The sequence below is a fragment of the Pleomorphomonas sp. PLEO genome, from assembly GCF_041320595.1.
Taxonomy (GTDB): domain Bacteria; phylum Pseudomonadota; class Alphaproteobacteria; order Rhizobiales; family Pleomorphomonadaceae; genus Pleomorphomonas.
The window spans coordinates 5272967-5299013 of sequence record NZ_CP166625.1 but is presented as its reverse complement, the minus strand read 5'-3'; the positions used below and the strand labels follow the sequence as shown (position 1 = coordinate 5299013).

Sequence of the window (26047 nt, the reverse complement as noted above, 5' to 3'; positions counted from 1 at the left end):
GTGCCATGTCCTGTCCGATCGACCGCCCCATTCCCGACACCGCTGACATCCTGGAGAGGATGAGGCATCTATCCACAGCCGAGGATTTTTTCGACGCCCTCGGCGTCCGCTTCGACCCGGAGCGCCTGGCGGTTTGTCGCCTGCACGTCATGAAGCGCATGGGCGAGATGCTCGCCGGTGACGATCTGGAGGGGCTGCCCGACAGCATAGCCGCCGCACGCGCCCGCTCCATGCTGGAGCGCGCCTATAAAGAGCTGGCCGGCGCTTCGCCGCTGGAAAAGCGACTGTTCAAGGTGCTGAAGGATCGCGATCCCGCTCGCCCGGCCACGCCGCCGCGTCGGCCATTCGTGGCGCTTGGCGATGCACTGCGACCGATCGACGGCAGCTGAATCTCCGGCAGACCTTGGAATAGTGGAGCGACCTCCATCGTGGCTGGAGCAACGATCAGCGAAGAGATGGGTGGGGCGCCTGATAGCGACCTGATCGGCCATTCGACCAATCTTGTCGGGTTGTCGACGCCCTTTCTCGCCGATGTCGCCTTCAATGCCCGGCCGGTGGTCGTTCACATCTCCGGCGTGCGGGAAATGAACGGCGGCCTGTTCGAGATGCTCGGGCTCGCCGCCGATCTTGCCGAGGCGGGAGACGCCTTCGCCGCCTACATGATGGCGATGTTCGGCATCGATCGCGAGCAGCGCGAGCCGGGGAGCGCCACGCAACGACGCCGTTATCGCTCGTCCTATCTGAGGCTGATCAAGGGCTGGGGCTACGACAGCAATAGCCCCGAGGGAGCGGTGCTGAAGGGCTGGGTGGAAAGCCGCTTCGGCATCTTCCCAACGTTTCATCGCGAGCGGTTGGTCCGGCAGGCACCGGCTGCTTGGGCAACCTATGTCGCCGAGAAGATGTCCAGCCGCTTCCATAACAATTCGATCATGGCCCAGCTCGATCTGCTCTACGAGTTCTGCCAATGGGCGCTCGTCCGCTTCGCCTCGCCGACGGAAACCCATCTGACACTTTATCGCGGCGTCAACGACTTCAACGAGCATGCTATCCGGCAGCGGATCGATCGGCGTCGGATTGTGATGCGACTCAACAGCCTTTCCTCCTTCACGGCCGAGCGCGAGATTGCCGATTGCTTTGGCGACGTCATTCTGACGGCGCGCGTGCCGCGTGAAAAAATCCTGTTTTTCAACACGCTGATGACCTCCCATCCGCTCAAGGGCGAGGGAGAGTACCTGGTGATCGGCGGCGACTATGAACTCGGCGTGTCGCGATGAGGCACCCTCCGCGCACCGTCTGTCGAGCGGACGTCTGGAGGTTGGCATGACCGACCCTGGGGTTGCCGATCGGGCGCTTGCCGCCTTCGTGGGGCTTGCCATTGGCGATGCGCTCGGTGCCACTGTCGAATTCATGACCTCACGCGAGATCGCCGCCGAACATGGCGTGCTGCGCGATATTGTCGGCGGCGGCTGGCTTCACCTCAAGGCGGGCGCGGTGACGGACGACACGGCGATGTCGCTGGCGCTTGCTCGCTCGCTCGTTCGCAAGGGCGAACTCGATCTCGTCGACCTCTGCGAGGAGTTCGCCGCCTGGCTGAGGTCGGGCCCGCCCGATGTCGGTAACACCTGCCGGCGTGGCATCCGCCGCTATATCCAGCGCGGCATCGTCACCGGTCCGCCCAATGAGGGCGACGCCGGCAACGGCGCGGTCATGCGCGTTCTGCCGGCGGCAATCGCCAGCTACAGCGATCCGGCGCGCGCCCGACGCTGGGCGGTGGAGCAGGGCCGCGTCACCCACAACCATCCGCTATCGGATGCGGCCTGCGATACGCTTGCCGGCATGCTCGCCATGCTGATTGCCGGAGGAGGGCGCGCAGCGGCGGCGCGGCTCGCCGATGGCCTCGTCGGTCGCTACCCGACCTTTCGGTTTGTTCCCTACAGGGGGATGTCGTCGGCCTATGTGGTCGACACGCTTCAAACCGCCTTCGATGGCTATTTTGCTACGACATCCTTTGAAGACTGCCTGATCCGCACCGTCAACCATGGTGGCGATGCCGATACGACGGGTGCCATCGTCGGTGCGCTCGCTGGCGCAACCTACGGCATCGAAGCAATTCCCAGGCGCTGGCTGAAAGCGCTCGATCGCGACGCCGTCGCCGCGATCCAGACGCTGATGCCTGCCCTGCTTGCTCTTGCCGATCGCTGAGTGACCGATCCGCCGAAGCCGCCAACCGGCCGGGGCCAAGATCTCCAAACAAACGGCATCAACCCAAACGCTTCTTTGCCTCTCAGCCGTCTCGTCACTGTCCGGCGCCAACCACCTTTCCGGCCAGGACGAACGGGCTCGACAGGGTCGCTCCGACGGCGTTGAGCACGAAGGCGCCGGTCTGCCGCAAGCTGACCTTCGACTGGTTCAGTTTTGCGAGCTTCGGATATAGCGTCGCGAGCTCGGCAAAACGGCCGTGTTTGAGCTCGTCGGGCGCGTCGAGACTGGAAATGTCGACCACCATGACGCCGGCCTTTTTTGTCGCCTCTTCGACACGGGGGTCGTTGACGTCGAGCTTGCCGATGCGTGCCCGCTCGCCGGTCAGAAACTCCGAGGCTCTCAACGCAAGATCGTCCGATGAAACGAGGATCGTCATAGGCGGAGACAGTGGGCCGATGACCTCCATCTGGGCCTTGAAGACATCAACATCGATGTCGGGCGCTGCCAGTATGACGTTCAATCGAGCAACAACGCCGTTCTTTCCTGTCAGACGGAGTTGCCGGACGGCTTCGGTTGTCAGCCATCCGCCCATGCTATGGCCGATCACGGTGATATCGCCACGGGTTTTCATTTTAGCCAGCATCGTCAGCAGTTCGGCAAGCTGGTCTCGCGAATAGGTGACGGCATCCTTGTCCGAAACGTAGCCCGTTACTTGCCCTTCCGACGGCCAAGCGAACAGGACCGACGATCCTCCCTCGACATTCGCATCGGCCGTCATCTGCGCCATACGGAACAGAGATTCCTGGAAATTATTGTTGAAGCCATGCACGAACACGCCAATGTCGGGTGGGGCGCCGTTGTGTGGTTTCGCGACCTCCCGAGCGAAATCCGTCGGTTCCAGTTCGCGATAGTTGGTAACGGCGAAGTCCTTTGCCGGGTCCACAAGACGCGTCGGCCATTCGATGTTGCCGGGCTTGTGAGACGGTGGGATTGAGATCGTGTATTCGGCGTAAGTGACCTTGTCCGCACGTCCTGAAGTAAACGCGCGGCTGTCATTTGGATCGCGCTCCCGCGTCGTGGCCACGTAAATGGTGACTGTGCGGGTGCCTGGAGCGGTTGTGGCGGGAGAGTGGAGAAATTCGGGTCCCGGTCGGTCGGCGCAGGCAGCCAGAAAGCATAGGGTGACCAGAACGAGAAAGCGGGAAACCAGCTTTGACATGAGTGCTGCCGAACCTGAGGGTGTGCCATTTGGCGCTTGTTGATTGCAGTATATTCCAGCCAATACAAATCACAGAAACTTTGGGTCGATGCTCCTCTGGAGAGACGCATCGCAAATTGGCGAAAGCGCGGCCTTAGCCCCACCCTTTTGGCATTATCAGCTTGCATGGAGGTTGGAGGCCCCGCCCTGGATTTGAACCAAGGGTATCAGGATTTGCAATCCTGCGCGTAGCGCTCCGCCACGGGGCCATATAGGGCGGCTATATATCGCCGTAAGAAGTTACTATCATTCAAATCTATCTCAATGTTTAACATATAGATAAGTGTGGTCGTGCTGGAAGCTAGGCCCGAAATTTGGGCCGTCGCTCCGCCCCTTTGGTTCCATCAGTCAGAATAGACCGGGTTTGTGAATAGCTTGGGCGTCTCGCTGTGCCAGACCTCGAAGCGGACAAACCGGCCCTCAAGCTTACTTTCCAAGGTTTGACAGCCGGTCGTCGCCGGTTCCTGCCGCACCACGCCATGCTCTGTTACCGCGCGGATCTCGTCGCCGCGCACAAGGCCATCGAAGCAAACAGCGATCGGGCTGCCCGGCTCAGCGACATCTCCAAACATAGGCAAGCTTGCGTCAGCCGGCTCGGCGGTCAGATCGTCGGCGGAGAAGCTGACGACGTTATGTCCAGCCCGCACGGCGGCGAGAAGATCTGCCATCGTCCGAGCCTCCGAGAACAGGCGGTTGGATGGCCGGCCGTGCCGGCGGCGATTCTTCTGGTGGAAGTCGCTGCCACCGGTGGCGGGGATGCGCTTGCCTGCCACCAAGAGCTCTTGCCAGAAGGCCAGCGCATCAATGTTGTGCGCCGCCCAGTTGCCATTCCAGATCTCCAGCGCATCGAAAGGAACATCGAAGCCGGCCTGCCATTTGCCACCGGCCGAACGCTGGAACGGGTGATTGATAACGATGGTGGCGCCGTTGGCCCTCGCCTCGATCATCTTGTCGCCAACCTCGGCCGGCGTATGGCAGCGCCAGTCGGCCACCGGCTGGACGAGACCGTGGAAGTTTGTGTGACCCCAGTAGGTGGTCAGTTCCATAGCCGGAAACACCAGGATGGCGGGATCGTCCGGCCGGATGACGTTCTGGGAGATGGTGTTGTGATCGGTGATCGACACGAAGTTGAGCCCGGCCTGACGGGCGCGATAAATGGCGTCGAGGACGGTGACGCCGCCGTCGGAATGCTCGCTGTGGCTATGCAGCTCGCCGACGAACCAGCGCGCCTTGCGCTCGATAAGGCGGACGGTGACGTCGACGCGGGCGCCTTCGGCAACCTTGACGATGCCGAGCACCACGTGCCAGTCGCCTGGGATCGGGCCGGCATCATAGCCGGGCGTCGCCGCGTCGCCTTCCACCGTGACATGGCCGCGCTCCGATCCCGACCAGCCGCGCATCCGTCCATTGCGGGCAAGCCCGAGGTCGATCACCGAACCGGAGGTGAAGGCATAGGACACTTCGATCCGCTCGATGGTTTCCGGAACCGCGAACGGCAGTTCGACGAAGGATTTGTCGCCTCCGGGAAAGTCGGTGACCGTGTAGTCGAAGTGGGTGCCGGCAAAGGCCATCGGGTCAGGCTCCGAGCTTGAGGGTTTTGATTTCGAAGGGCTTGAAGATGAGCGTCATCCGGCCGTCGATCATCGGCAGCGGTACCGGATCGCGTTCGAGGAGATCGACGGTGGCAGCCGAGGCGAAGGGCGTCGACATAACCACCTCAGCCCGCCGACCACGCGTCTCAAACAGGCGGATGACAATGCCATCGTCCTCATCCGCCTTCTTGACGGCGGCGATGGCGACCCCGTCGCCTTGAAGTGTAAACGGTGGCTCGGCGTGGACCGCCGCGCTCGGCTCGGCCGCTTGGTCCAACCAGCGCAGTGGCATGTTGAAATCCTCGGCGGCCTCGACGATGAGACCGCCGTCGATGGCAAAGCCACGGTGCGGCATCAGCGCCAGACGGAAACGGTGCTCGCCTTGATCGGCGTCCGGCCATGGATAGACCGGCGATTTGAGCAAGGTGACGCGTAGTTGGTTGCCGCGAGCGTCGTAGCCGTATTTGCAATCGTTGAGGACGGCGAGACCGGCATCGCCGTCGGACAGATCAATCCAGCTATGCATCAGCGTCTCGAAGCGCGCCTGATCCCAGCTGGTATTGGCGTGAGTTGGTCTGCGAACGTGACCGAAATGCACCTCGGCGCGGCTTTCGTCGGTGGCGACCGCCACCGGCACGGCGAGCTTCAGCAGGGTCTTGTGCTCGTGCCAGTCGATGAAGACATCGAGTTCCACCCGATCGGATCCGGCGGCCAGCGAGACCACCTCGACGATGCGGGAACTCTCGTAGCGCCACTCGAAACGGATGGCGGCCCGATACGGACCTCTCTCCACCACCTCTGCCAGGATGAGATCGTCAATCTCCCAGGCTTTGTCCTCGAAGTGGGCATCGATGTTCCAGGCGTCGAACTCGACCGGCATGTCCTGATGGGCGACGATACGGTTGGCAAGTTCACCGGCGGGGATCAGCTCGCGACCGGTCTTCTTGTCGAGAACCGACGTGATGCGCCCCTTGGCGTCGAACCGAACGCGCAGGATGGCATTTTCGAGTAGATCAACCTTGGCTTCGAGTGTGTCACCAGCGGCAACCTCGACCGGCCCGGCGACGCCAGCACTGTTTCCGGCGATGGCCCCCACTGGAGAGAGCCACTCGGTGGTCCCGTCGGCGCGGTGGATGACCTGGGCGCCCGACCGTTCCGGCCCGGTGACAAGACCGCCGCGCGGCCGATGAAACGCATTGAGGACCAGAGATTCGCTTGAGAGAACAGCGGCGAGACGGACCTCAAGGTCGTCGGCCAGCGCATCGAAGGCGGCAAAATCGATATTCGCATCTTCGTAGACGCCGCACACCGACGAGCCCGGCAGAATGTCGTGAAACTGATTGAGCAGCACAATCCGCCAAAGCTGGTCAATTTCACCTACCGGATAGCCGGCGCCGGAGCGCATGGCGAGCACGGCGAGCAACTCGATCTCGCGAAGACGGATCTCCGCCTTGCGATTGTCGCGCTTCACCTTGCCGACCGAGGTCAGCGTGCCGCGATGGCATTCGAAATAGAGTTCGCCCACCCAGGTTGGGAAGGTGGCGGGTTCTCGCGCCATGCGTTGGGCAAGCTTGTGGAAATAGGGGGCAAGTGCGCCCTGTTTCACCTTTGGCGCGCCGGGAATGCCGCGCTCGAAGCGCCTTACGGTCTCCACCATTTCGCGCGTTGGTCCGCCGCCGCCGTCGCCGTGGCCATAGATCATGAACAGTTCGGATTGGTGCGCCTTGCCAGCATGACGCTTCCATGTGCCGAGCACGTGGGAAGCCCTGAGATTGGCGCAATAAGTGGTTTCAAAGCCGTCGTATTCGTAGGTCTGCGTTGTGACGAAGCTGGCCGGAATCTTGGTGCCGTCGATGCCCTGCCAGAAGAAGGTGTCGAAGGGCATGCGGTTGGTATCGTTCCAGCTCAGCTTGTGCGTGACGAATGTCTCGACGCCCGCAAGCTTCATCAATTGCGGCAAGGACGCTCCGTAGCCGAAGGTATCCGGCAGCCAAAGGAGGCGCGGACGTACGCCGAAAGTGGTCTCGTGATAGCGCACGCCCCGAACGATCTGGCGAACGAGCGATTCACCGGAAACGAGATTGACGTCCGGCTCGAGCCAAAGCGCGCCCTCGATTTCGAACTGTCCGGCTTTCACCTTGTCGTGGATCCGCGCCATCAGCTCGGGATGGTCCTCGGATAGCCAATCGAACAGCAGACACTGATTGTACATGAAGCGATAGTCGGGATACTCGTCGAGCAGCGCCAGCGCCGTGGCCATCGAGCGGCTCATCTTGCGGCGCGTCTCGCGCGTTCGCCACAGCCAGGCGACGTCGATATGGGTATGGCCGGCGGCAACGATCGTCGGCATGGCCGGATCGCCCGCCAGTGCGTAGATGCCGTCGGCCTCAGCCGATGCCGCGGCAAGACTGGCTTGAAAGCGGGCGGGATTGCCCGGCCGAAGATCGACGGCGGCGAGAGCCGCTTCCGCGTGGTTCAGGATCGCCAGAGCCCGTGCGTCATCGGGCTTCAGCAGGCGCGCGACGTCAACCGGCACCTTGAGGTCGAAGTAGAGCGCCTCAGCCGCCTGGTCGTGGATAGCGAGGCGCAGACTGAAGCCGAGCTGGCGCCGGTCTTCAATCGTGCCTGCCTCGATGGTCACCCGGTAGCGGTCACCGGGCCGGGCGGCCGGCGACAGCAGGACATAGCGATGGTTGCCATCGACCGCCTGCACGATCCGCCCGTCGATCCGAACCAGACACTGGGGATCGCTTCGCCCCATGGTGTCGCCGAAGGCGGCATCAACGAAGAAAACGAGCCGCTCTCCAGACGCTTCCTCGGGCACGACGATGTCGCCGACGAACCAGAAATAGCTCTCCGGTTCCCCCCAAACGAGGTCGTGACGAACGGGTTGCCAGTCGACCACCGAGTCGATCTCGTCGATCGGATCGTCCGGCTGTGCCCGACGGAATTGAAGGGAAATATCCCCCTTGAGAGAGATAAAAATATTTTCGGAAAGCTCCCGCAGAAGCCGATCAATTTTCGGCAATCGCTTCATTTATTGCTCCCGAACCCATTTGAAATTATACAAGTGCCGAACCGAAAGAGGATCCGCGTCATGAAAGCCGGCATCAAGGAAATCGCCCAGCAGGCAGGCGTCGCCATCAGCACGGTGTCGCATGTTTTGAACGGAACCGCACCGTTCAGCAAGGACGTGCGCGACCGGGTGATTCGGGCGGCGCGGCAGCTCGGCTATCTTGAGAAGCGGCGGGTGCGCGCCTCCATCTCGGCGCTGTCGGATCTGCTTTTGGCGATCCCGGAGGATGCCACGCCCCAGATCGACACCAACCTGTTCACGGTGGCGATCCTCAATAGCCTGCGCCAGGAATGCGATCGTCGCTCCATCCGGGTGATCCCCGTCGTTGGCGTCGGCCGAACGGTTCAGATCTCCGCCATCCGCGAAACGTTGCGCACCGAGACGCCGCAGGGTCTGGTGCTGTTCACCGATGATCGGCCCGACCTGTTGCAGGCGATCGGCGGTCTTGACGTCGCAGCCGTGCTGGTCAACGGCGAGGACCCTTCGATGTCGGTCGACACGGTGGTGCCGGCCAATCGCTTTGCCGCCCTGGAAGCGACGCGCCATCTGCTGCAACTCGGCCATCGCCACGTCCTTCACATGACCTGGGACGGCCGACAGACCATCCGGCACCGCCAGGATGGTTTTCTCGACGCGTTCCGCGAATTCAATCTGCCCATCCCTGAGGACGCGATCGTTAGGGCTGCGAGTTTCGAGCCGGAACACGCCGAGGCCGAAGTCGATCGCCTGCTCGACCGCGATGGCGGCCTCCGAGGAGCAACGGCCATCTTTTGCGCCTCGGACAATCTGGCGCTCGGTGCTCTGCGTGCCTTCGAGCGGCGTGGTGTCAAGGTGCCGGACGATGTCTCGATCATTGGCTTCGACGACATCATGCTGGGCGAACTCTCCCGGCCGCCGCTGACCACCGTGCACGTGCCACTGGACCAGTTTGGCGCGATAGCTCTCAACCTCATCGAGCTGCACATCCTTGCCAACAACCCGGCTCGCGCGGCACTGAAGGTCGAAATCGGCTGCCGGCTTATTCAGCGGGCGACGGTACGGCCACTTTCCGGCTGATGGCATCATTGCCCTTCAAAATCTCAACGAGCAGCAGCATCACCAAAGCCTGACCATAGGGCGCGGCGACATTGCCGATTTTGAGATAATGCTCGAGATCGTGCCCCATGGCGGTGCCGTCGGATACCTCGCGGACGATTCCGGCCGCATCGATGCGTTGCAGCACCGCCGCTATGGCGCGATCGCAAGTGGTCCGCAGTTCCTCTCCGATCAGCCCGAGGTCGATGCCGCGCAGCATGCCGTAGGCGAAGCCGGCGGTCGCCGACGTCTCGATCGGCGAAGAGGGATCGATGAGCAATGTCGTCCACATGCCGTCGGGCCGCTGCAGGGCGGCGAGCGCTTCGACCTGTGCCACGTAGACGCGCTTCAGGTAGCGGGCGGCCGGCTCCGGCACTGCGTCGATCAGTTCGAACAATTCGGGAATGGCAACGGTAATCCAGGCGTTGCCGCGCCCCCAGAATGCCTGGGCGAAATTGTGCCGGCCGTTGAATGTCCAGCCGTGATACCAGAGGCTTGAAACCGGATCGGCCAGATAGCGGGCGTGGATCAGGAACTGATAGACCGCCTCGTCGATCCAATCCTGGCGACCGAACACCTTGCCGGCGCGGGCGAGGAACAGACAGGCCATGAACAGCGTGTCGTCCCAGAGTTCGCCCTCGTTGAGTCGTTCCTTGACCACGTGCTGAAAGCCGCCGTCCTCGGTCTTCGGCAGCGAATTGACCAGCCAGTCGGCCCAATCCTCCACGAGGTCGCGGAAAGCCGGCCGGTCGACATGGCCGAGCAGCATGACCAGCGGCAGCATGGGCGCGGTCGAGTTGATCTGGCGCGGCGGCAGCCCGCGTCCGATCTGCCAGTCGAACCAATCGACAAGCGCATCGATCGCCGCCTTATCGTCATTGAGAATGGCTTGTTTGTAGAAGCCGTAGAGGCCGACGCCGACCTCCCAGTCCCACTCGTCGAACTGTATTTTCACCTTGCCGTCAACGGGGGCGAGACCTTCGCCGATACCCTTCAGGCGGCAAAGACCAAGCGCGACCATTTGTAGCGTCTCGGCAATTTTCTCACTGGCAGGCATGGTCGGACTTTCAGGCGGAAAGGAAGGGGGAAAGGTTGCAAATCGCGGGCTGGGCACTGTGGAAGGTCAGCGTCGGCGCCGAGATGAAATGGCTGAACGGCCGCGGCCGGCCGTCGAAGCTGAGGCCATCGGTGTGCGACAGGGTCAGCATCGGGCGGTCAGGCAGCTTTAGGTCGAGCCGGAGGTCCTCAGCATTGAAGCGCACGTCGGCGGTTCCGACGCGGGCCTTAAGCTCGGCAAAGCTCTGGCCGATCGCCACAATCCAGCCGTTGCGCCGACCATCGGAGCGGACTTCGTGATCGGCGGTTGGCCCGGTTTCGATCGGATAGAGGCCGTTGGCGGCGAATAGGGCGGCGGCCCCCTTGCCGGAGCGGACAAGCAGCCAGTCGCCGAAGCGCTCTATGTCGTCCATGCCCTCGCGGCCGAAATAGCCATGCGTCCAGCCAATGCGATCGTCGCCGAGATCGAAGACGAGCATCGACACGTCGAGCAACTGCCCGACGCGCGGCAACACGCCGTTGCCAGCCCAAAAGGAGGGGCGGTGACTGCCGGAGGGATCTTCCTCGCCGGGGTGGTTGACGAACAGACGCGCCAGTGGGTGGCCGGACAGCTGAACGTCGACCACGTGCTGTTGATGTCCGTGGCGTCCGGTATTGTGGTCGATCACCGACGACAGCTGCGCATCCCGCGTTCGGTAGACCACCAGCCTGGCGGTGTGATCAAGACCCTGCGTGTAGCGGGCTTCGAGCGACTGCCCTTCACCGGGATCGGCGAAGGCGATGGCGCTAGCCGGCGGCTCGTAGTCGCTGGCCGCCAACATGGGCGGCGCGGTGACGCCGTGGTTGAGCCACCCGGGACCGAAGGCGATGCGGACGATCGACACCAGTTCGGTGAGCGGACCGCCGAGGAGTTCCTTGTTGTAGGCGCGCCCCTGAGAGCCGCCGGGAACGCCGGCAGTGGTGTGCAACGCCACCATCTGACAGATTCGGTCGAGCATACTGGCGGCACGCGCCTTCAAAGGCGAGCCTGCCATATGCTGAAGGCCCAGCAAACCAATGAAATCGATCGGGTAATAGGCCGATGAGTTCCATTCGGCGAGGCCTTCGCGCTCAATCGAATCGAACCAGAGTGCGAGCTTCTCGGCGCCTTCTCGCTCTTGATCGCGCCCGCTGCGGCCCGAATTGGCGAAACGCTCGTCGGGGAAGAGGTGGCCTGCCACATGCTGCGCCACATGGAAGCAGAGCACGTGGTTCTCGCTCCAGAACCACATGGCGTCGTTGCCGGGTTCATCCACCCAGTAACGATAGCCGAGGATCGCATCCTTCACGGCTTGCCGCAGGTCTTCGGGCAACTGGTCGCGATAATCGCGCCAGATCCACAGCAACGGCACCATCCAGAAGTCGGAGCAGTCTTCTCGATTGACGATGAAATCGATGGTGCGTTCAAGGATCGCGCGCATCACGGGCGGATCAACCTCGCCCGAGTGCAGCATGGCCAGCACGCGACCGACCAGAAGCTCGCCATTTTGCGCGAACCAACGCGATGCCTCTGTCTTGCGTTCGGCAATGCTGGAAAGCGCCGGCCGTGGCGTCAGTGATGACAGGAAGGCGCCTTCGATCACCTTTTCGACGACCGCGCCGCCCACGTGGAACTGGACGACGACGCGATACATCCCGTCGATGATCGCGCCGGCCGGACAGATCTCGAGGCGTCGCTCTCCGGCCTCAAGACGAAGATCGCGCTCAAGGACGACATATCGCTCATGGACGTGATTGCCGATGACAACGCGCACGGCGACATCGGCACCAACGCTATTGTCGAACAACAGGGCGAAGGGGCGGTCGATATTGAGCCCGAACTCCGGCCGTACGCTGGCAGCGAGGCGTTGGACGTCACCGATCCCGGCGGCGCCAACATTCATCGGCAAGCGCGCAACGATCGGAGCGTCGTCGAGACGGACCAGTTCGAAGAACCAGTCGGTATCGCGTTCCGCGAGGTCTTCCGTGAACACCATGACCTGATTGAGGCCAGCCGCCAGCGGCAGCCGAACATCGACGCTTTCCGATCGGTTGCGCCGGAATGGCTCAAATCGGACAATCTCCTTGCCGTCAACGAACAGGCGGACGCCGCCGTTGGTGGTGAGACGGAAGGCGGCTTCGATTGCCTTGGGCATATCGAGGATGGTCGCGGCCCAGCGCGAAAGGTGGGTCGGGCGGTACCAGAACTCTGAAAAGTCGATGCGCGTACCAGCATCCGGCAGGCGCAGATGGCTGACCGGCCACTGATCGTCGAACGGCACGTCGCGACCGATCATGGTGGAGCGGAACGCCGTCCGGCAGGGAAGGTCGCCTACGCCGACGAAACCATTGACGAAACGATAGTTCTGAGGATCGACGAGCAGCCCCGGCTCTCCCTGGAAAGGCTGCTCGCGGATCGGCGACAGCGCCCATAGGTCAAGCGCCTCGCCAAGGCTGATCGGACGACTGTAGGCATCGAGTGCCAGAGCGGCGATCCGATCGCAAATATTGAAATTTTTTTCCGACATGGCGTCTCTTCTTTGGCCTGCCCTAAAGAAATGCCGAACGCCCCAGCAGAGATCAATGGAATTCGAGTTGGTGTCAAGCCTGCACCAAAGGAGGGGCACCAAGACAGGAAATCAAACTCGAAATTGAAAATTTTCAAATTTGTTTCTGAGTGAGAGGACGCACTGGCTTCGAGAGCAACTTTGACGCGCTGTGCATCGCGTCGATCTGCCGAGGTGGTCTAACGAGCCAGGGAAATAAAATATAATAAAATCAAATAGAAAACCAAATTTTTTCTATGATCGAAGCTGTCGTTGAGTCTGATTGAGTGTTGGTCTAGGTGCGCTACTCAGGGTGGATAAAATCAAGATACACCGGCCGAAAGCATGCATTTCAGGTGCCTATATCGGTACCAAAGTCGATGAAAATAAAAATTTTTTTATATTGCCTAGTGACGAAGGCCACAACATACTGCGTTTTATACACGGGACAAAAAGGCAGCCGCACAAAATAGAACGGCGCATAGTTCCGGCCGAGGCATGAGCCGTGTACTTGAAAAAATTCAAGGCACAAATGCCGGAGGCGGCCGGACGGGATGGAGAGGTTCAGACTTTCGATTTGCCCCCTCACGGGAGGGTGCTTGTCGTCATGTAAGAACGCTCGCGATCGATGATCGCGGGCGGTGCGAACCGTAGGCGTATCGAGCCAAACGTAACGTGAAGAGGAGAACTCGCATGTCTTTCAGCCTTCCGCTTTTCCGCCATGCCACCAGGGGCGCGCTTGCATCGCTTCTCCTCGTTGGTGTGGCGTCGTCCGCGCTGGCCTTCAATCAGTCGCCGATGCTCGACGATCTTGTTAAGGCGGGCAAATTGCCGCCGGTCGACCAGCGCCTGCCGGAAAAGCCGGCGGTGATGGATGTATTCGGTGAGGTCGGCACTTATGGCGGCACGCTGCATCGCGCCTACAAGGGCATCGGCGATCGCTGGGGCACGACCAAGCTGATGGAAGAGCGGGTCGTGAAGTTCATGCAGGACGTCGACGGCAAGACGGTTCTGAAGCCGCGCTTCATCGAGTCCTACACCGTCAACGATAACTCGACCGAGTTCACCTTCACGCTGCTCAAGGGGCTCAAGTGGTCGGATGGCGAGCCGGTGACCACCGATGACGTTCGCTTCTGGTACGAGGATGTCTTCCTCAACACCGACCTGACGCCGAATATTCCGTCGACGTTGATGGCCGACGGCAAGCCGCTCGTTGTCACCATCAAGGATGCCCAGACCTTCACGGTCACCTTCGCCAAGCCCTACGCGCTGTTCCCCGAGATCGTCGCCAAGGATGGCACGGGCAAGCCGGGCCTCGATCGCACCTCGTTCCTAGTGCCGGCCCACTATATGAAGAAGTATCACCCGAAGTATGTGAGCGCCGACGAGCTGGCCAAGATCGCCACCGACAAGGGCGTCAAGAGCTGGGTCGATCTCTGGGGTGAGAAGGGGCCGATCCAGTCGTGGTGGCTGAATCCGGATTATCCGGTGATCACCGCCTATCGCATGGTGACGCCGCCGCCGGCTGACACCATCGTCATGGAGCGCAACCCATACTACTGGGCCGTCGACAAGGCCGGCAACCAGTTGCCCTATATCGACAAGATCGAGAGCAAGGTGTTCCAGGATCAGCAGGCGATGAACCTGATGATCGTCCAGGGCCAGGTCGACATGCAGTCGCGCTTCGTGCCGGCGACAGACTTCCCGCTCTATAAGCAGAACGAGGCCAAGGGCGGCTACAAGGTTGAGGTTTCCAAGGGCGGCGAGAACGTCGCGGTGATGCCGAATATCGCCAGCGCAGATCCGATCAAGAACAAGCTGTTCAACGATCCGAAGTTCCGCGAGGCGTTGAGCATCGCTGTTGACCGCGATGCCATCAACGAAGTGGTCTACTCGGGTCTCACCACGCCTCGCCAGGCTGCGCCTGTGACCGCCTCGCCCTTCTTCGACAAGGAATTCGCCGGCAAGTGGGTGAAGCACGACAAGAAGAAGGCCAACGCCCTGCTCGACGAGATCGGCCTGACCAAGAAGGACGGCAAGTTCCGTCTTGGGCCGGACGGCAAGCGTCTTTCGCTGACGCTTGAAGCCGTGCAGGATGACCTGCCGCCGCAGACGCTCGAGCTGCTGCGCAAGAACTGGGAATCCATCGGCATCGAAATCCTGATCCGTATCGAGCAGGAAGACATGGCGACGCAGAAGTTCAAGAACGGCGACTTCGACCTGTTCTATACCTATGCCGACCGCATGCTGCAGGTGTCGGCCGATCCGACGCTGGTTCTCGGCCACGAATCTTATGCCGAGAACTACTACAAGTGGTGGAACACCAAGGGTGCCGATGGCGTCGAGCCGCCGAAGGACCATCCGATCCGCAAGGTTTGGGCGGATTGGGAGGCTGCTGCCAGCGCACCGACGCTTGATGAGGCGCACAAGCACGTCCAGGACATGATCACCGACCTCAAGGGGCAGGTCTACATGATCGGTCTGGTCGGCGAGGGCGCGGCGCCGGTGATCGTCAACGCCAAGCTCGGAAACTTCCCGAAGGGCTTCACCAACGAGGAAGTACTGCGCAACGAAGGCAACTTCCAGCCGGCGCAGCTCTACTTCAAGAAGTGATACACACGGGGGGAGGGCCGAGATGCCCTTCCCCCAACTTTCATTCCTCCGACGGAGCCTGATGGACGATGCTGGCCTACCTGACGAAACGGCTGTTCTGGTCCATTCCCATGCTGATCGCCGTGTCGATCGTGGCCTTCATCATCATCCAGTTGCCGCCGGGCGACTACGCGACCGCCTACGTAGCGGAGCTGCGCCATCAGGGCGATACGGTCGATCCGCTGATGGAACAGGAAATTCGCGTCCATTTCGGGCTCGATCAGCCGATCTACATTCAGTACTGGTGGTGGATTTCCGGCATCGTGCTGCATGGCGATTTTGGCCAGTCGCTCGACTACAATATGCCGGTGTCCAATCTGATCTGGACGCGACTTGGCCTCACGCTGGCAATCTCGATCAGCTCACTGCTGCTCACCTGGCTGATTGCCATTCCAATCGGTGTCTACTCGGCGACGCGGCAATATTCGGCACTTGACTACGTCTTCACGGTTTTCGGCTTCATCGGCCGTGGCTTTCCCGAATTCCTCACGGCACTCGTCCTGATGTGGCTGGCCTATTCCTGGCTCAACATGGATGTCGGCGGTCTGATGAGTCCGGGTATGGAGCAACAACCTTGGTCGTTCGCCAAGGTCATCGATGTCGCCAGACACATCTGGGTGCCTCTGGTCGTACTGGCCACCTCCGGTACCGCCGGCCTCATCCGGGTCGTCCGCGCCAACATGCTCGATGAGCTCAATAAACCCTATGTCGAGACCGCTTACGCGCAGGGGCTCAGCGAACGACGAGTCGTCTGGGGCTACCCAGTGCGCGTCGCCCTCAATCCCTTCATCTCGACCATTGGCTGGGCGCTTCCGTCGCTGATCTCGGGCGACGTCATAACCGCCGTTGTTCTCAATCTGCCGACCACCGGCCCCCTGTTACTCAGAGCTCTCAAGAACCAGGACATGTATCTCGCTGGCAGTTTCATTCTGATCCTCAGCGTTTTCACCATCATAGGAACGCTGATCTCCGACATTCTGCTCGCGCTGTCCGACCCGCGCGTGCGCCGAGGCTGAGGAACCGGTATGACCGACACTAGCCTGATCAATCCGACGCCCGTCGAGACCAACGACGCCAAGGAGGCGCTCTACCGCGCCACGCCGCGCCAGTTGATGTGGTGGCGTTTCCGCAAGCACAAGCTCGCCGTTGTCTCCCTCTGCGTGCTCCTCTTCGCCTATGTGACCATTGCGTTCGCCGAATTTACCGCGCCCTACGATCCCTACGAGATCACCGAGATGGCGACCATGCAGCCGCCCCAGCCGGTGCATCTGTTCGACGAGGAGTGGAATTTCCACGGGCCGTTCGTCTACGGCCTCAAGCGGACGCGCGACCTCGAAACGGCGGCTGTTGTCTACACCGTCGATACCGATGACATCGTCCCGCTGAGCTTCTTTACGCAAGGGTCGGACTATCTGTTCTGGGGCCTCATTCCTGGCTCGATCCATCTGTTTGGCGCCGAGGATCCCGACGCGCGCATCTATCTGCTCGGCACCGACACGCTCGGCCGCGACCTGCTTTCCCGTCTTATTCACGGCGGTCGAACGACGCTGACCATCGGTATCCTGGGTGTGTTCTTCTCTTTCCTCATCGGCATCACCTTGGGATCGATCTCCGGCTATTACGGCGGTCGGATCGACGGGGCGATCCAGCGGTTGATGGAGTTCATTCGCTCGATCCCCACCATCCCCCTATGGATGGGACTGGCGGCGGCTCTGCCGGTGGAATGGGACCCGCTGTTCGTCTACTTCCTGATCACCATCTTGCTGTCGCTGATCTCCTGGACCTATCTCGCCCGCACGGTGCGCGGTTCGTTCCTGTCACTGCGCGGCGAAGACTACGTGCTGGCTGCCCGTCTGCTCGGCGCTTCCGAACAGCGGATCATCCTCAAGCACATGCTGCCGGCCATGACCTCCTACATCATCGCGGCGGTGACGCTGTCGGTGCCTGAAATGATCCTTGGCGAAACCGCTCTGTCGTTCCTCGGCCTAGGCCTCAGGCCACCGGTCGTTTCCTGGGGCGTATTGCTGCAAGAGGCGCAGAGCCTGCGCGTCATCGTTCAGGCGCCCTGGCTGCTGCTGCCGGGCTTGGCGATCGTCATTATCGTTCTGGGCTTCAACTTCCTCGGTGACGGTCTGCGCGACGCTGCCGACCCGTACGGCCGGTGAGCATGCTTATGACTGAAGACACTCCTCTCGTTGAAATCACCGACCTTGGTGTCGAGTTTCGCATGCGCGAAGGCGTGGTGCGGGCCGTCGATGGCGTCTCGCTGCACGTCCGCAAGGGCGAAGTGCTCGGCATCGTCGGCGAAAGCGGATCGGGCAAGTCGATCTCGGTCCGGTCGATCATGCAGTTGTTGCCGAAAACGGCGTCGCTGTCGCGTGGCAGTGTTGTGTTCCGGACCCCCGAGGGCCGTGAAGTCGATATCGCCAAGCTCGATCGCAAGGGCAAGGAAATTCGATCCTTGCGCAGTCGGCATATCGGCATGATCTTCCAGGAGCCCATGACGGCGCTGTCTCCGGTGCACACCATCGGGCACCAAGTGATGACGCCGATCCGTCTGCATCTCCGCCTCGGCAAGAAGGAGGCACGCGACCGGGCGCGCGAACTCCTGCAACTCGTGCAGATGCCGCGACCCGACCAGATGCTCGATGCCTATCCGCATGAGCTGTCCGGCGGCATGCGCCAGCGTGCCATGATCGCCATCGCGCTTGCCTGTAATCCGAGCCTGCTGATTGCCGACGAGCCGACGACGGCGCTCGACGTCACGACTGAGGCGCAAATCCTCGATCTGCTGAAGTCGTTGCAGGAGCGGCTCGGCATGGCAATCATCTTCATCACCCACAACTTCGGCGTGGTGGCTGATATCGCCGATCGCATCGCGGTGATGTACATGGGGCGCGTCGTCGAAAGCGGACCGGTGGACGATATTTTCGAAAGTCCCCAGCATCCTTATACCCGGGCGCTGATGGCTTCGGTGCCGCGCCTTGGCGCGGAACGCCGACGCCGGCTTACTACCATTCCCGGTATGGTGCCGGATCCGTTCGAACTGCCCAAGGGCTGCTCCTTCCACACCCGCTGTTCGGAGGTGGTTGCCGGTACTTGCGACCGGCTGGATGCCCCTCTCATCAATCTTGCCGGCGGCCGCAATGTTCGCTGCCATCTTCACTCTCAGAACCAGACCGGAGGACCGGATGTCGGTTGAGCCGCTCAATTCCGAGACCTTGTTCGCGGTCGAAGGTCTCAGCAAGCATTTCGGCGGCGCGGCCAAGGGCTTGTTTCAGAAGGCGAAGCCGGTCGTCAAAGCCGTTAACGACGTGAGCTTCACCATTACCAAGGGCGAAACCTTCGGCCTGGTCGGCGAAAGCGGGTCGGGTAAGTCGACCGTGGCTCGATTGATGCTGCGCGCCTACGATGTCACGGCCGGTTCGATCCGTTTCCGCCGTGACGACGGCAACACCGTCGAACTGGCAACCGCTGGCAAGGCCGAGCTGCAGGCGCTGCGGCGCCAAATGCAGATGATCTTCCAGGATCCCTATTCGTCGCTCAATCCACGCATGACCTTGCGGGAATTGGTCGGCGAACCGCTGCTGGTCCACGGCGTCGCCAGCGGGTCCGAACTCGACAACCGGGTGGCTGATCTGCTGAAGCTGGTGGGTCTCCGGCCGGAGTTCCGCGGCCGCTACCCGCACGCTTTCTCCGGCGGTCAGCGCCAGCGTATCGGCATTGCCCGCGCGCTTGCCCTCAATCCCGCCTTCATCGCCGCCGACGAGGCCGTATCGGCCCTCGACGTCTCGGTGGCGGCCCAGAACATCAATCTGATGCAGGACCTGCAAGAGCAGTTCGGCCTCACTTATCTGTTCATCACCCACGATCTCTCGATGGTGCAGCATATCTCCAACCGCATCGGCGTCATGTATGTCGGGCGATTGATGGAGGTCTCCGGCACCGACCCGATGTTTGAGCAGCCGCTGCATCCCTACACCGAGGCCCTGCTGTCGGCGGTGCCGCAGCCTGATCCGAAACGCAATCGCGGCCGCAAGCGCATCATGCTGAAGGGGGAAATCCCCGATGCGTCCAATCCACCGACCGGCTGCGCTTTCCATCCGCGTTGTCCGTACGCCAAGGATATCTGCAAGGTCGAAGAGCCGGACCTGCGGGAGGCTCTGCCGGGCCGCTTCTCCCGCTGTCACTTTGCCGGCGAACTATCGTTGACCGGGGCCTACTGATGGGCGTTTGGGAAAAGCTGGTCGCCGACCACCGGCCAGTCCTTTTATGCTGCCGGACGGAGCCTTATCCACCGAGCCGGCTCGGTTGGTTCGTGACAACCGAACCGGCGCGGTCGCCATCCTCGTCCTTCGACCTCGTCCCGCGTGGCGCGGCTGTGATCGAGTATACTGTTTGGTGCGATTGGGACATCGGCCATCTCTACGACCTAGAACACGTCTGGGTGCATGTCGACGCCGCTGGAGATGTGATCGCCGTCGAAGGATCTCAGCACGGTCGGCGTGTCGATCTGACGGGGTGCGCCGTCGACGCCGGCCGGCCGGTCGTTTATCTTGAGCCCGGCAAGCACGCCATCTGGTCGAGCCCCGTCGCAATGCAGCCGGCGTTTGCGCGCATCGCTGCCCAGTGCGGGCCGTTCGCCGGAAATGACGGCGTGCATGTCGACAACCCGTTCGGCGATCGCGGCGAAATCACTGCGACGGCCCTTGACCACCGGCTCGCCGCGCTGAAGCTGAAGAGGGATGCCTTTCGTCCAGCTTTCGAGTTCTCGGCACCTTCGCCCTGTGAGGCCGCGCCGCTCGCTCCTTGGGCGGACCTTGCCGCGTGGATTCCAGGTCGGATTCAGTCGCTGATCTCCGACATTCGCCAAAGCGTGCCACATCTCGAGGCCGTCTTTCTCGACTGCGGCGACACATTGGCCGACGAAAGCACCGAGGTGAAGGACGAGACGACGGAGATCGTCAGTTCGGCGGACCTCATTCCAGGTGCTGAAAATCTCACCCGCCGCCTCATGGCACGCGGCTACCGCTTGGCACTGGTTGCCGATGGGCCACGCGAAACCTTCGTCAATATCCTCGGCCAGCATGGTCTGTGGAACGACTTCGAAGCGCACGTGATCTCGGGCGATCTCGGAGTCGCCAAGCCGCACCGCCGCATGTTCGAAACGGCGCTGGCCGCGCTCGGCCTTCCCGGTGAAGCGGCAAACCGCGTCGTCATGGTCGGCAACAATCTCGAACGCGACATCAAGGGGGCCAACGAGGCCAGCCTGATCAGCGTCTTCATGCGCTGGTCGACCCGGCGGACGCACACACCGAGGGACGCTTCGGAAAAGCCGCGCTTTGCCATCGACTATATCGAGGACCTGCCCGACCTTCTCGAGCGGATCGAGCTGTCGCTCTAGCAGTTTTGCCACGCTGAGCTGGCTCGCCAGTCCCCCGGCCTTTATCGCCTCGATTGTTGCAGGATCACGTGCGGGGCGATGTCTTCGAGCGACAGGACGGTGTCGACGCCGCCGCGCGCGATGGCTTCCTTCGGCATGCCGAACACCACGCAGCTATCCTCGTCCTGCGCGATGGTATAGGCGCCGGCCTCTTTCATTTCGAGCATTCCGCGGGCGCCATCATCGCCCATGCCGGTCATGATGACACCGATGGCGTTGGGGCCGGCTGCCCGGGCGGTCGAGCGGAACAGCACGTCCACGGAAGGTCGATGGCGCGAGACCAGCGGACCGTCCTTCACCGTGACGTAGTAGCGCGCGCCCTGTCGTTCGAGCAACAGGTGACGCCCACCCGGCGCGATTAGCACATGGCCGCGCAGCACCGGATCGCCGTCTTCGGCCTCCTTGACACTCACTTGGCACAAGCCATCGAGCCGCTTGGCAAAGGCAGCAGTGAAATGCTCCGGCATATGCTGCACGATGACGACGCCGGGGGAGTTGGCCGGAAGGGCCACGAGAAATTCGCGCAGAGCTTCTGTTCCGCCTGTCGAGGCGCCGACGGCGATGATGATCTCGGTCGTCTTGGCCATGGCGCGGTGCCCCGCCGGCGGCAGCATGGCGTCGGCCGTGAGTTTAGGCGCTGGTGTCTTCATTCCCGTTGCCATGGTGGTGGTCGGGGACTTGTTGCGCCGCGCGCCCACGCGGGCACGGGCCGCGCTCTTCACGGTATCGCAAATCAGCAGTGCCTGCTCAGCAAGGTGATCGGCGGCGGCGATCTTCGGCTTCAGAATAACGTCGACCGCGCCGGCTTCCAGCGTCTGCATCAGCGTTTCCGAGCCCTCTTCGATCAACGAAGAACACATCACCACCGGAATGGGATGCTGAGCCATCAACCTCTTGAGGAACGTTATGCCATCCATGCGTGGCATCTCGACGTCGAGCGTTATGACGTCGGGAATGTCTTCCCGCAGGCGCTTGGCCGCCACGAAGGGATCGGCGGCCACACCAATCACCTCTATCTCGGGATCATTGCCGAGAATGGTGGCCAATGTCTGCCTGACGGATGCAGAGTCGTCGACAATGAGGACGCGGATGCGCTTTGGGCTGGTCAACGTCACCTCGTTCAAAAAACGGGCGGGGGCTCGGCGGTGGTAGCTCATGCCTGCTGCTAACGGGCGCGCTAGACCCATTTGGCCTATCACGGTGGTAATCGAAGCAGCAAGTCAGCTTTGGACCCAGTCGATCGCCGCCCGAGGATGGGCGGCGCTTCGTGGCAGTGCGTCCTATATCTTCTGGAAGATCGTATTCGCCACCGTGCGAACAGGCAGGTTGAAGCCGGTGATCGATTCCGAATGACCGATAAACAGATATCCCCCCGGCGCCAGGCGGTCACACAAGCGCCCCAGAACCTTTGCCTGCGTCGGCTTGTCGAAGTAGATGAGGACGTTGCGGCAGAAGATGACATCCATCGGTTCGCCGACCGGATAAGCGTCATCCATAAAGTTCAGGCGCGCAAAACCGACCTTGGAACGGAGGGCCGGCGCTATGCGGACGAGGTTGTTGTTCGGCTCGCTTGAGCGTTTCACGAACCGTTGCATGTAGGCGTTTGGCACCGGCGCCAGCATGCCTTCGGGATAAATGCCCTTTCGAGCCGCGGCAAGAACGTCTGTGGACAGGTCGGTCGCAAGAATGAAGTAGTCGATAGGCCTGGACCGTTCGGCAAACCCGGCCATGACCATGGCGATGGTATAGGGCTCGGCTCCCACCGAACAGGCTGCGCTCCATAGCCGAAATGAGGTCCGGCCACCGCGCACGAAGGCTGGCAGTACCTGCCGTTCCAGATATTCGAAGTGTTTGGGTTCGCGAAAGAAATCGGTCTTGTTGGTCGTCACCGCGTCGATGAGCGCTACGGCTTCGGTATCGAGGCCGCCATTGTCGAACAAATAGGCGCAATACTCGTCGAGCGACTCGAAGCCGGTTGAGCGCATGCGGCGACGCAGGCGCCCTTCCAGCATCGTCTGCTTGCCCGAGGGCATCTTGATGCCGCTATAGCTGCTGACAAACGCCGACAAACGCCGAAAATTCTTGGCGCTGAGCTGGTCGACCGAACGATCGGAATAAGTAGCCTGGACAGACGACAAGGGCTCGGTCCCCATATGTGAAGGTTTGGTCTGATTGAAGGCCCGGCTCCGCCTTATTGGGCGGAGCCGGGCAGTGTTGTATCGGGTCAGGCAACGGCGCGGTTGGTATCCGCACCCCCAAGGGCGACAAGATCGCTGGTGGCCAGCAGTCTTCCGAGATCGATGACGACCACGAAGCCCTGATCTCGCCGGACGACGCCGTCGATATAGTCCGAGTTCCAGCGGACGCCGATGTCCGGCGCCGCCTCCATCTGATCACCCTGGAAGGCTACCACCTCGAACACCCGGTCGGCGACGAGGCCGAGCGACAACTGACGCTCGCCGAGTGTGATGTCGACCACCAGCACACGGGTGTGGGGGGTCGGCACGGTAGGACTGAGGCCGAGCTTCAGCCTGAGGTCGATCACCGGCACGCCCTGTCCACGCACGTCGCGCAGGCCGACCAAATAGTCCGGGCCGTTCGGGATGCGGAAGGCTTCCTCATGGTCGAGGATCTCCCGCACCACGGCGACGGGGACCGCGAACACCTCACTGCCGAGGGCGAAGGTGACGTACTGGGTCTCCGAAGAACGGGCCGTCATCATCAAGCGCTTTCGCGGAAGTCGGCGTCCTCGTCGTCAGGGCCGCCCATGTCGAGATCGAGCGCGAAACCACGCACGGCTTCCTGCTGGGCCTTCACCGTCTGACGCTGCGGCATGCCTGAACCATTGGCCCGCTTGACGAGCGGCTGCGCACGGCGTCCGGCTGCTTGGCCGCTGGCCGGCTTGGAGGCCCGTCCAGGTGCCTTGCGCTGGGTAGCCTTGGTATCGGTACTCGCGTTGTCGACGCGGAAGAAGGCGATCGAGGCCTGTAGTTCCTCGGCCTGGGCGGCGAGCTCTTCCGAGGTTGCCGACATCTCTTCGGAGGCGCCTGCGTTCTGCTGCGTCACCTTGTCGAGCTGCTGGATTGCCTGATTGATCTGCGCGCCGCCGATGTCCTGCTCGCGGCAAGCGGCGGAAATCTCCGACACCAGTTCGGCGGTCTTGCGGATGTCCGGCACCAGACGGTTCAGCATGTCGCCGGCTTGCTGGGCGGACGACACCGTGTCGACCGACATCTGCGAGATCTCGGTGGCGGCGGCCTGCGAACGCTCGGCGAGCTTCCTGACCTCCGAGGCGACGACGGCAAAGCCGCGGCCATGCTCGCCGGCACGGGCTGCCTCGACGGCGGCGTTGAGGGCGAGAAGGTCGGTCTGGCGGGCGATCTCCTGGACGATACCGATCTTCGCGGCGATGGTCTGCATGGCGGCGACGGCCTGGTTGACGGCCTGACCGGAGATCTCGGCGTCCTTGGCGGACTGGCGAGCGATCTTCTCGGTCTGAGCGGCGTTGTCGGCGTTCTGCTTGATGTTGGAGGCCATCTCTTCCATCGACGAGGACGCTTCCTCGGCAGATGAAGCCTGCTCGGTCGCACCCTGGGCAATCTGCTCGGAAGCCGACGACAGCTGCTGGCTACCGGCCGAAACGTTGTCGGAGGCAACGAGCGCATCGCTGACCACCGAGCGCAGGCGCTCCACCATGGTGTTCACGAGCATAAGCAGGTCGCCGATTTCGTCCTTCGGCAGCTTCTCCGCTTTCCATGTCAGATCGCCATCGGCAACCCGACCCATCACATTGCCGGCGTTGCGCAGGCTGCGGCTGATGGAAACGGACATCCACACGGCAATGACCAATGAGAATAAGCAGAGCAGGCCGATAGCGCCGATCAGCAGATTACGCGATGAGACATACTGTTCATTCGTTGCATCGTCGGTTTTGTTGAGATTGTCGTTGATATTCGCAGACATTTCATCGAGCAAAGCGTAGATCGCGTAGCCGACCTCAAGAGCTTTGCCCATGCTCGCCTGCGAAGCCTGCTCGTCTGCCTGATCTGTGTTCAGCGCGGCGAGATCGAGTATCTGGCTGGATAGTGGCGTACGCTGATCGAAGAGCGACGTGAATTTGGCAATTTCGGCGACGATGTCCGGGTCGGTGGATGTCGCGATCTTGTCGGCTAGATCGTGGATCGTCTGATTGCTCTGATCGATCTTCTGGCGGAAGGACGCGATCTGGCCCGCGTCGGAGCTCATGATTGCGTTCTTTTCGTTGCGGACCTCGGCATTGAATTCGTTGGTCAGGACTCGAATGTTCTCGAGGTCGGTCGTCGGCCCATTGACCAAATTGGTGACCGCCGTATTCAGCGAAGAGAGGTCGTTGACGGCAAGGGCCGCCATGGCCGCCGTGAGCAAGATTACGAAGCCGAAGGCGAACCCCAGCTTCGCTTTGATGGTGATACGCATGAACTCAATCCCCTATTTCGCTTGCCTAAGCTGGGTTTGATCTCTTGTTCAGCAGGGGCTCCCCAGTCCTTTTCGGTGTCGATAGCGTCGGCGCGAAATAGGGCTTGGTACCGGGCGAGCTCATTATGCTGCATGTAATGGGTATCGGGGGCAGCCGAAGGTGCTGCCCCACACGTTCTTCAAGCGACGGCGCGGGTTTTGTCTGTGCCGCCGAGAGTGGCGAGGTCTTTAGCGCTCAGCAGTCTTCCGAGATCGATGACGACTACGAAGCCCTGATCTCGCCGGACGACGCCGTCGATATAGTCCGAGTTCCAGCGGACGCCGATGTCCGGTGCCGCTTCCATCTGATCGCCCTGGAAGGCTACCACCTCGAACACCCGGTCGGCGACGAGGCCGAGCGACAACTGCCGCTCGCCGAGTGTGATGTCGACCACCAGCACACGGGTGTGGGGGGTCGGCACGGTGGGACTGAGGCCGAGCTTCAGCCTGAGGTCGATCACCGGCACGCCCTGTCCACGCACGTCGCGCAGGCCGACCAGATAGTCCGGGCCGTTCGGGATGCGGAAGGCTTCTTCATGGTCGAGGATCTCCCGCACCACGGCGACGGGGACCGCGAACACCTCGCTGCCGAGGGCGAAGGTGACGTACTGGGTCTCCGAAGAACGGGCCGTCATC

General features: G+C 61.8%; 20 protein-coding genes and 1 tRNA gene. 10 read left to right on the top strand and 11 right to left on the bottom strand.

Translation table 11 applies throughout. The features are described from left to right. Positions 1-5 precede the first annotated feature (5 nt). From nifW to draG, 3 genes are all read left to right on the top strand, one after another. Positions 6-389 (top strand): nitrogenase stabilizing/protective protein NifW, encoded by a 384-nt coding sequence (gene nifW / locus AB6N07_RS24470; protein ID WP_370675636.1) that lies wholly within the window; start codon positions 6-8, stop codon positions 387-389. Positions 390-455: 66 nt separating this feature from the next. Next, the gene (locus AB6N07_RS24465) at positions 456-1274 is read left to right on the top strand and encodes an NAD(+)--dinitrogen-reductase ADP-D-ribosyltransferase (RefSeq protein WP_370678317.1); all 819 of its coding nucleotides are present in this window, start codon (positions 456-458) and stop codon (positions 1272-1274) included. 46 nt (positions 1275-1320) lie between these two features. Continuing rightward, the gene (gene draG / locus AB6N07_RS24460; protein WP_370675635.1) at positions 1321-2202 is read left to right on the top strand and encodes an ADP-ribosyl-[dinitrogen reductase] hydrolase; all 882 of its coding nucleotides are present in this window, start codon (positions 1321-1323) and stop codon (positions 2200-2202) included. A 94-nt stretch (positions 2203-2296) separates the two neighbouring features. On the opposite strand, the gene AB6N07_RS24455 is transcribed toward draG, so the two are convergent. From AB6N07_RS24455 to AB6N07_RS24440, 4 genes are all read right to left on the bottom strand, one after another. After that, positions 2297-3421 carry an alpha/beta hydrolase gene (locus AB6N07_RS24455; RefSeq protein WP_370675634.1) on the bottom strand — a complete coding sequence of 375 codons (1125 nt, stop codon included), beginning with the start codon at positions 3419-3421 and terminating at the stop codon, positions 2297-2299. A 173-nt stretch (positions 3422-3594) separates the two neighbouring features. After that, positions 3595-3669, bottom strand: a tRNA-Cys gene (locus AB6N07_RS24450). Positions 3670-3804: 135 nt separating this feature from the next. After that, complete coding sequence (locus AB6N07_RS24445) at positions 3805-5031, bottom strand: CehA/McbA family metallohydrolase (protein WP_370675633.1); 1227 nt, start codon at positions 5029-5031, stop codon at positions 3805-3807. 4 nt (positions 5032-5035) lie between these two features. After that, positions 5036-8089, bottom strand: a complete 3054-nt coding sequence (locus AB6N07_RS24440; RefSeq protein WP_370675632.1) for an alpha-mannosidase — start codon at positions 8087-8089, stop codon at positions 5036-5038. Positions 8090-8149: 60 nt separating this feature from the next. On the opposite strand from AB6N07_RS24440, the gene AB6N07_RS24435 reads away from it, so the two are divergent. Next, entirely contained in the window at positions 8150-9184 is a 1035-nt protein-coding gene (locus AB6N07_RS24435) for a LacI family DNA-binding transcriptional regulator (RefSeq protein ID WP_370675631.1), read from the top strand. Here AB6N07_RS24435 and AB6N07_RS24430 read toward each other — a convergent pair. Together AB6N07_RS24430 and AB6N07_RS24425 are read right to left on the bottom strand one after the other, a co-directional pair. Further along, a complete protein-coding gene (locus tag AB6N07_RS24430; RefSeq protein WP_370675630.1) occupies positions 9147-10259 on the bottom strand; it encodes a glycoside hydrolase family 105 protein in 1113 nt (370 codons plus the stop codon). The genes AB6N07_RS24435 and AB6N07_RS24430 overlap by 38 nt on opposite strands. Before the next feature lie 10 nt (positions 10260-10269). Continuing rightward, positions 10270-12804 (bottom strand): hypothetical protein, encoded by a 2535-nt coding sequence (locus tag AB6N07_RS24425; RefSeq protein ID WP_370675629.1) that lies wholly within the window; start codon positions 12802-12804, stop codon positions 10270-10272. A 711-nt stretch (positions 12805-13515) separates the two neighbouring features. Between AB6N07_RS24425 and AB6N07_RS24420 the strand changes: the two genes are divergently transcribed. The 6 genes from AB6N07_RS24420 (at position 13516) to AB6N07_RS24395 (ending at position 20878) form a co-directional block, all read left to right on the top strand. Next, positions 13516-15435: an ABC transporter substrate-binding protein gene (locus tag AB6N07_RS24420; RefSeq protein WP_370675628.1), complete on the top strand. Its 1920-nt coding sequence runs from the start codon at positions 13516-13518 to the stop codon at positions 15433-15435. A 68-nt stretch (positions 15436-15503) separates the two neighbouring features. Next, complete coding sequence (locus AB6N07_RS24415) at positions 15504-16490, top strand: ABC transporter permease (protein WP_370675627.1); 987 nt, start codon at positions 15504-15506, stop codon at positions 16488-16490. Positions 16491-16499: 9 nt separating this feature from the next. Further along, entirely contained in the window at positions 16500-17639 is a 1140-nt protein-coding gene (locus tag AB6N07_RS24410) for an ABC transporter permease (protein ID WP_370675626.1), read from the top strand. A gap of 8 nt (positions 17640-17647) precedes the next feature. After that, positions 17648-18676, top strand: coding sequence for an ABC transporter ATP-binding protein (locus AB6N07_RS24405; protein WP_370675625.1), 1029 nt, complete (start codon positions 17648-17650; stop codon positions 18674-18676). Beyond that, positions 18666-19700: an ABC transporter ATP-binding protein gene (locus AB6N07_RS24400; protein WP_370675624.1), complete on the top strand. Its 1035-nt coding sequence runs from the start codon at positions 18666-18668 to the stop codon at positions 19698-19700. Before AB6N07_RS24405 ends, AB6N07_RS24400 begins: the two co-directional genes overlap by 11 nt. A 92-nt stretch (positions 19701-19792) precedes the next feature. Next, positions 19793-20878: an HAD family hydrolase gene (locus AB6N07_RS24395; protein ID WP_370675623.1), complete on the top strand. Its 1086-nt coding sequence runs from the start codon at positions 19793-19795 to the stop codon at positions 20876-20878. A 41-nt stretch (positions 20879-20919) separates the two neighbouring features. On the opposite strand, the gene AB6N07_RS24390 is transcribed toward AB6N07_RS24395, so the two are convergent. From AB6N07_RS24390 to AB6N07_RS24370, 5 genes are all read right to left on the bottom strand, one after another. Then, the gene (locus tag AB6N07_RS24390; RefSeq protein WP_370675622.1) at positions 20920-22026 is read right to left on the bottom strand and encodes a chemotaxis response regulator protein-glutamate methylesterase; all 1107 of its coding nucleotides are present in this window, start codon (positions 22024-22026) and stop codon (positions 20920-20922) included. A gap of 171 nt (positions 22027-22197) precedes the next feature. Next, positions 22198-23055 carry a protein-glutamate O-methyltransferase CheR gene (locus AB6N07_RS24385; RefSeq protein WP_370675621.1) on the bottom strand — a complete coding sequence of 286 codons (858 nt, stop codon included), beginning with the start codon at positions 23053-23055 and terminating at the stop codon, positions 22198-22200. 86 nt (positions 23056-23141) lie between these two features. After that, entirely contained in the window at positions 23142-23636 is a 495-nt protein-coding gene (locus AB6N07_RS24380) for a chemotaxis protein CheW (protein WP_370678316.1), read from the bottom strand. A 2-nt stretch (positions 23637-23638) separates the two neighbouring features. Beyond that, complete coding sequence (locus AB6N07_RS24375; RefSeq protein WP_370675620.1) at positions 23639-25372, bottom strand: methyl-accepting chemotaxis protein; 1734 nt, start codon at positions 25370-25372, stop codon at positions 23639-23641. A 179-nt stretch (positions 25373-25551) separates the two neighbouring features. After that, complete coding sequence (locus AB6N07_RS24370; RefSeq protein ID WP_370678315.1) at positions 25552-26046, bottom strand: chemotaxis protein CheW; 495 nt, start codon at positions 26044-26046, stop codon at positions 25552-25554. Position 26047 lies beyond the last annotated feature (1 nt).